A 5,729-nucleotide genomic window follows, 5' to 3' on the forward strand; every position below is an offset into this window, starting at 1 on the left:
TGGTGCTGCACGCCGCCGCCGCCGACCGCGAGGCCCGCGCCGCGCTGAAGCTGCTCGCGGCGGCGTTCCGGGCGACGGCGTAGCGCCGTCGACGAGGCATGTGCGACACGAAAAAGCCCCGCGGCGCGCGCCGCGGGGCTTCGTCGTTGCAGCGTGTGCCGAGGCTCAGTGGGCGAGGATCGCCAGGAGCAGCAGCGCCACGATGTTGGTGATCTTGATCATCGGGTTCACGGCGGGCCCCGCCGTGTCCTTGTAGGGGTCGCCGACGGTGTCGCCCGTCACCGACGCCTTGTGGGCCTCCGAGCCCTTGCCGCCATAGTGGCCGTCCTCGATGTACTTCTTGGCGTTGTCCCAGGCGCCGCCGCCCGAGGTCATCGAGATGGCGACGAACAGGCCGGTGACGATGACGCCCAAGAGCATGGCGCCGACCGCCGAGAAGGCCGCCGACTTGCCGGCCGCCCCGCCGCCCGCGATCACGTAGATGGCGAAGTAGACGACGATCGGCGACAGCACCGGCAGCAGCGACGGGATCACCATCTCCTTGATGGCCGCCTTGGTCAGCAGGTCGACGGCGCGGCCGTAGTCGGGCCGCTCGGTGCCGGCCATGATGCCGGGCCGCTCGTGGAACTGGCGACGGACCTCCTCGACGATCGCCGAGGCGGCGCGGCCGACCGCCATCATGCCCATGGCGCCGAACAGGTACGGCAGCAGGCCGCCGAACAGCAGGCCGACCACCACGTAGGGATTGGTCAGCGCGAAGTCGAGCTTCACGCCGGCGAAGTACGGGTGGGCGGACGCGTTGGCGATGAAGTACTTGAGGTCCTCGTTGTAGGCCGCGAACAGCACCAGGGCGCCGAGGCCGGCGGAGCCGATCGCGTAGCCCTTGGTGACCGCCTTCGTCGTGTTGCCGACGGCGTCGAGCGCGTCGGTCGACTTGCGCACCTCCTTGGGCAGGCCCGCCATCTCGGCGATGCCGCCGGCGTTGTCGGTGACCGGGCCGAAGGCGTCGAGGGCGACCACGAAGCCGGCCAGCGCCAGCATGGTGGTGACGCCGACCGCGATGCCGAACAGGCCGGCGAGGCCGTAGGTGATCAGGATGCCGGCGATGATCACGATGGTGGGCAGCGCCGTCGACTCGAGCGACACGGCGAGACCCTGGATGATGTTGGTGCCGTGACCGGTCACCGACGCCTTGGCGATGGTCTGCACCGGGCGGAAGTCGGTGCCCGTGTAGTACTCGGTGATCCACACGATCAGGCCGGTGACGGCGAGACCGACGACGCCGCAGACATAGAGGTGCCAGCCCGAATAGCCGACGCCGGCCAGCGGGCCGAAGCCGATCAGCAGGGCGACGACGCCGGCGATGCCGATCAGCGACAGGATCGCGGTGGCGATGAAGCCGCGATAGAGCGCGCCCATGATCGACTCGTTCGCCGGCAGCTTCACGAAGAAGGTGCCGATGATCGAGGTGATGATGCACAGGCCGCCGATGCCGAGCGGCAGGGTCATCATCGGCATCAGGAGGTCGGTGCCGCGGAAGAAGATCGCGGCCAGCACCATGGTGGCGACGGTCGTCACCGCATAGGTCTCGAACAGGTCGGCCGCCATGCCGGCGCAGTCGCCGACATTGTCACCGACGTTGTCGGCGATGGTGGCCGGGTTGCGCGGATCGTCCTCCGGGATGCCGGCCTCGACCTTGCCCACCATGTCGCCGCCGACGTCGGCGCCCTTGGTGAAGATGCCGCCGCCGAGACGGGCGAAGATCGAGATCAGCGAGGCGCCGAAGCCGAGCGCCACCAGGGCGTCGATGACGACGCGGTCGTCGGCCTTGATGTGCAGGGTGCCGACCAGGAAGCCGAAATAGACTGTGACGCCGAGCAGCGCGAGGCCGGCGACGAGCAGGCCCGTGATGGCGCCGGCCTTGAAGGCCATGTCGAGGCCGCCGGCGAGCGACGAGATCGCCGCCTGGGCGGTGCGCACATTGGCCCGCACCGAGACGTTCATGCCGATGAAGCCGGCCGCGCCCGACAGCACCGCGCCGATGGCGAAGCCGACGGCGACGAGCCAGCCCAGGAACACCCCGAGCAGAAGGAAAATCAGGACGCCGACAATGCCGATGTAAGTGTATTGGCGCTTGAGGTAGGCCTGCGCACCCTCGCGCACCGCCTCCGAAATCTCCTGCATCCGCGCGGTGCCGGCGTCCGACGCCATCACCGAGCGCACGGCCCAGACGGCGTAGACGATCGATAGCGCCCCGCAAAGGACGATGACCCACAAAGCTGTCATTGAAGACCCTCGATTGTGTCGCTGGCAGAAGTGCCCCAGGCGGGGCGCACATCACGGCCGGAGCCCCACCAGCCCGGCCGTCAGCAATTCCGCGCGGCGGACATTGCCAAAAAGCCTATTGCGACGCAATCGAAACAACCGGTTCTCGGGCGAAGGTCGAAGGCCCGCCGTCACGCCTCCGGGATGTTCCGGAGGCGGCCGGCGAGCGCCACCCAGCCGAGCAGCGCGACCGCCACCAGGACGGCGCCGAGAACCACCTCGGCGACCAGCGGCCAGCCGTCCCGGGCCAGCATCTGGCCCGACGCGAAGGACCCGAGCGCCATCGTGCCGAAGATCAGGAAGTCGTTGACGGCCTGGACCTTGTTGCGCTCCGAGGCGGTGTGGCAGGCGGTCACCAGCGTGGTCGCCCCGACGAAGGCGAAGTTCCAGCCGACCCCGAGCAGGATCAGGGCGCCCCAGAAATGGGCCAGCGAGGTGCCGGCCCAGCCGACCACGGCGGAGGCCGCCGTCAGCGCGAGCCCGGCGCCGATCACCCGGCCGGTGCCGTTTCGCACGATCAGCGAGCCGGTGACGAAGCTCGGCGCATACATGGCCATGACGTGCCACTGCAACCCGAGCGCCGCGTCGGTGACCGAGTGGTTACACGCGATCATGGCAACCGGCGCGGCCGTCATCATCAGGTTCATGGTGGCGTAGCTCGCCAGCGCGCAGATCACCGCCGTGATCAGGCGCGGCTGGCGGAAAATCACGGCGAGCGGCCGCGGCGGCGCCGCCGCCCGCACCTCGCCGGACCGCTGGTCCGGGAATCGCACCAGGAGGAGCACCAGGGCCGCCACCACGGCGACGCCCGCCTGGGCCAGGTAGCTCGCCGCGAACACGTATTCGGGGAGCATGTCCTTGGTCGCGATGATCAGCTGCGGGCCGAACACGCCGGCCATCACGCCGCCGGCGAGCACCCAGGACACCGCCTTCGGCTTGAAGGCGTCGCTCGCCGTGTCGGCGGCGGCGAATCGATAGGTCAGGTGGGCGGCGGCATAGAGCCCGCCGCACAGCGTTCCGGCGCAGAACAGCGGAAAGCTCCCGAGAATCACCCCGGCCGCGCAGATCAGGCCGGCGAACAGGCCGATCAGCGTGCCGAGCTCGAAGGTGACGAGCCGGCCGTACCGCTTGGCGATCGCTCCGACCGGCAGCGTCCCCATCCACTGGCCGACCACGAAGGTCGACACCGGCACGGTGGCGAGCGCCGGATCGGGCGCCAGCATGGTGCCGACCAGCCCGGCGGTGCCGAACACCACGGCCGTGTTGCCGCCGGCGAGCGCCTGGGCGACGGCGAGCACGAGGGCGTTGCGGCGGGCCAGCCGGTCGTCGATCCCGGCGGGCGCTTCGGCGAGGACGGTCATGGAAGGCTCCGAAGGCAGGCGTCGGAGAGTTCCCGGCCCGAGCCGGAACAGCAAGAATTTTCTCCGCGTTGACGACCGTCGGCGATCGCCCGGGTCGGGCGCTGTTGAGATCGACGCGCAAAATTGCGTATAGGGCGCAAGATCGCTTGATATTTGCGCGCAATGCGCAATTATTGGCCTGTTGTCTAGCTGCCCTCCCTTGCTCGGCCGCGTCCGAAGCACACGCGCCGGGCCTTGTCCGTCAATACTGCGCGTTTCGATCACAGAGAGGTCTTCTCGTGAAACAGATTCCGATCAAGCGCGCCGTCGAGCGCGTCCCCGGCGGCATGATGGTCGTCCCCCTGATGCTCGGCGCGATCATCGCGACGCTCGCTCCCGGCACGCCGAAGTTCTTCGGCTCCTTCACGGGCGCCCTGTTCACCGGCGCCCTGACGATCCTGGCCGTCTTCTACGTGTGCATGGGCGCCAGCATCGACTTCAAGGCGACGCCTTACATCATCAAGAAGGGCGGCACCCTGTTCGCCGTGAAGATCGGCATGGGCATCCTGGCCGGCGTCGTGCTCGGCCGGCTGCTCGGCGAGGCGCCGATCGACGGCGGCCTGTTCGCCGGCATCTCGACGCTCGCCGTCGTGGCGGCGTTCAACGACACCAATGGCGGGCTCTACATGGCCCTGATGGGCCAGTACGGGAAGCCGCGCGACGTCGGCGCCTACACGATCATGTCGCTCGAGTCGGGGCCGTTCCTGACCATGGTGACGCTCGGCGTCGCCGGCCTGTCGGCGTTCCCCTGGCAGACCCTGGTCGGCGGCATCCTGCCGCTCGTCGTCGGCATGATTCTCGGCAATCTCGACCGCGAGCTGCGCGACTTCCTCGCCAAGGCCGTGCCGGTGATGATCCCGTTCTTCGCCTTCGCGCTCGGCGCCGGGCTCGATCTCACCAAGGTCTGGCAGGCCGGGCTGCTCGGCGTCGGCCTCGGCGTCGCCGTCGTGGTGCTGACCGGCATCCCGCTGTTCTTCGCCGACCGGCTGACCGGCGGAACCGGTGTCGCGGGCGTGGCGGCCGCCTCGACGGCCGGCAACGCCGCCGCCGTGCCGGCCATCATCGCGGCGTCGAACCCGGTCTACACCGAGGCCGCCAAGCACGCGACCATCCTGGTCGCCGCCGCCGTGGTGGTGACGGCCATCCTGGTGCCGCTGGTGACGGCCTGGACGGCCCGCCTGGTCGGCGCTCCCGCCGATCTCCCCGAAGAGCCGGCCGAAGCCGAGGCCATGGCCGCTCCGACCGAGGCCAAGGGGGCGTGACATGACGGCCGTCGCCCCACGCAACGGGCCGCGTGCCTGGCTCATCGTCGCCGACGACCTCACCGGCGCCGCCGACACGGGCATCGCCTTCGCCCGACGCGGTCTCGCGACCGTGGTGACCTGGGGTGACGGCCACGCCGGGCGAGACATCGGCGACGTGCCGGTGATCGCCGTCGATGCCGACAGCCGCCGGCTGTCGGCGCCGGCGGCGGCCGCTCGCCAGTCGGCCGCGCTCGCCGCGCACCGGACGCCCGGCCGCATCGTCTACAAGAAGATCGACTCGACGCTGCGCGGCCAGCCGGCGGCCGAGACCGCCGCCCTGCTCGCCGATCTGCGCCGCCACGATCACCGTACCATCGCGTTCGTCGCCCCGGCCTTCCCTGCCACCGGCCGCACCACCGAGGCGGGGCGCGTCATGGTCGGCGGGCAGCGGCTCGAGGACACGCCGATCTTCGCCCGCGACCACAGCTACGACACGGGCGCCCTGCCCGACGTGCTGAAGACCGCCGGGCTCGAATCCGGCGTCGTGCCGCTCGACCAGCTCCGCCGCGGCGCCGGTGTCGTGCGCGGCATCGTCGAGAACGCCATGGCGGAGGGCTGCGACGCGGTCGTCTGTGACGCCGCCACGCCCGAGGACCTCCTGGTCGCCGCCGAGGCGGTGCTGCCGCTCGCCGACAAGATGCTGTTCGTCGGCACCGGCGGTCTCGCCTCGGCGACGCTGCCGACCAGCACCAGCACCGGG

Annotated in this window: 4 protein-coding genes; 2 read left to right on the top strand and 2 right to left on the bottom strand. The window is 70.3% G+C overall.

Going from position 1 to position 5,729, the window contains the following annotated elements; all coding sequences use genetic code 11:
- Positions 1–165: 165 nt before the first annotated feature.
- Positions 166–2,286 (bottom strand): sodium-translocating pyrophosphatase, encoded by a 2,121-nt coding sequence (locus CCR97_RS29100; RefSeq protein ID WP_111357055.1) that lies wholly within the window; start codon positions 2,284–2,286, stop codon positions 166–168.
- Positions 2,287–2,456: 170 nt separating this feature from the next.
- Complete coding sequence (locus tag CCR97_RS29105) at positions 2,457–3,686, bottom strand: MFS transporter (protein WP_111357054.1); 1,230 nt, start codon at positions 3,684–3,686, stop codon at positions 2,457–2,459.
- A 278-nt stretch (positions 3,687–3,964) separates the two neighbouring features.
- On the opposite strand from CCR97_RS29105, the gene CCR97_RS29110 reads away from it, so the two are divergent.
- Together CCR97_RS29110 and CCR97_RS29115 are read left to right on the top strand one after the other, a co-directional pair.
- Positions 3,965–4,987, top strand: coding sequence for a 2-keto-3-deoxygluconate permease (locus CCR97_RS29110; RefSeq protein ID WP_111357053.1), 1,023 nt, complete (start codon positions 3,965–3,967; stop codon positions 4,985–4,987).
- 1 nt (position 4,988) lies between these two features.
- A partial coding sequence (locus CCR97_RS29115) for a four-carbon acid sugar kinase family protein (protein WP_201160149.1) occupies positions 4,989–5,729 on the top strand: 741 nt, incomplete at its 3' end.

It is taken from the genome of Rhodoplanes elegans, assembly GCF_016653355.1.
Lineage (GTDB): Bacteria > Pseudomonadota > Alphaproteobacteria > Rhizobiales > Xanthobacteraceae > Rhodoplanes > Rhodoplanes elegans.

Bases quoted from the DNA above. Each gene is read 5' to 3' on its own strand.
- CCR97_RS29100 (WP_111357055.1), bottom strand. From the start codon at position 2,286: ATGACAGCTTTGTGGGTCATCGTCCTTTGCGGGGCGCTATCGATCGTC.
- CCR97_RS29105 (WP_111357054.1), bottom strand. From the start codon at position 3,686: ATGACCGTCCTCGCCGAAGCGCCCGCCGGGATCGACGACCGGCTGGCC.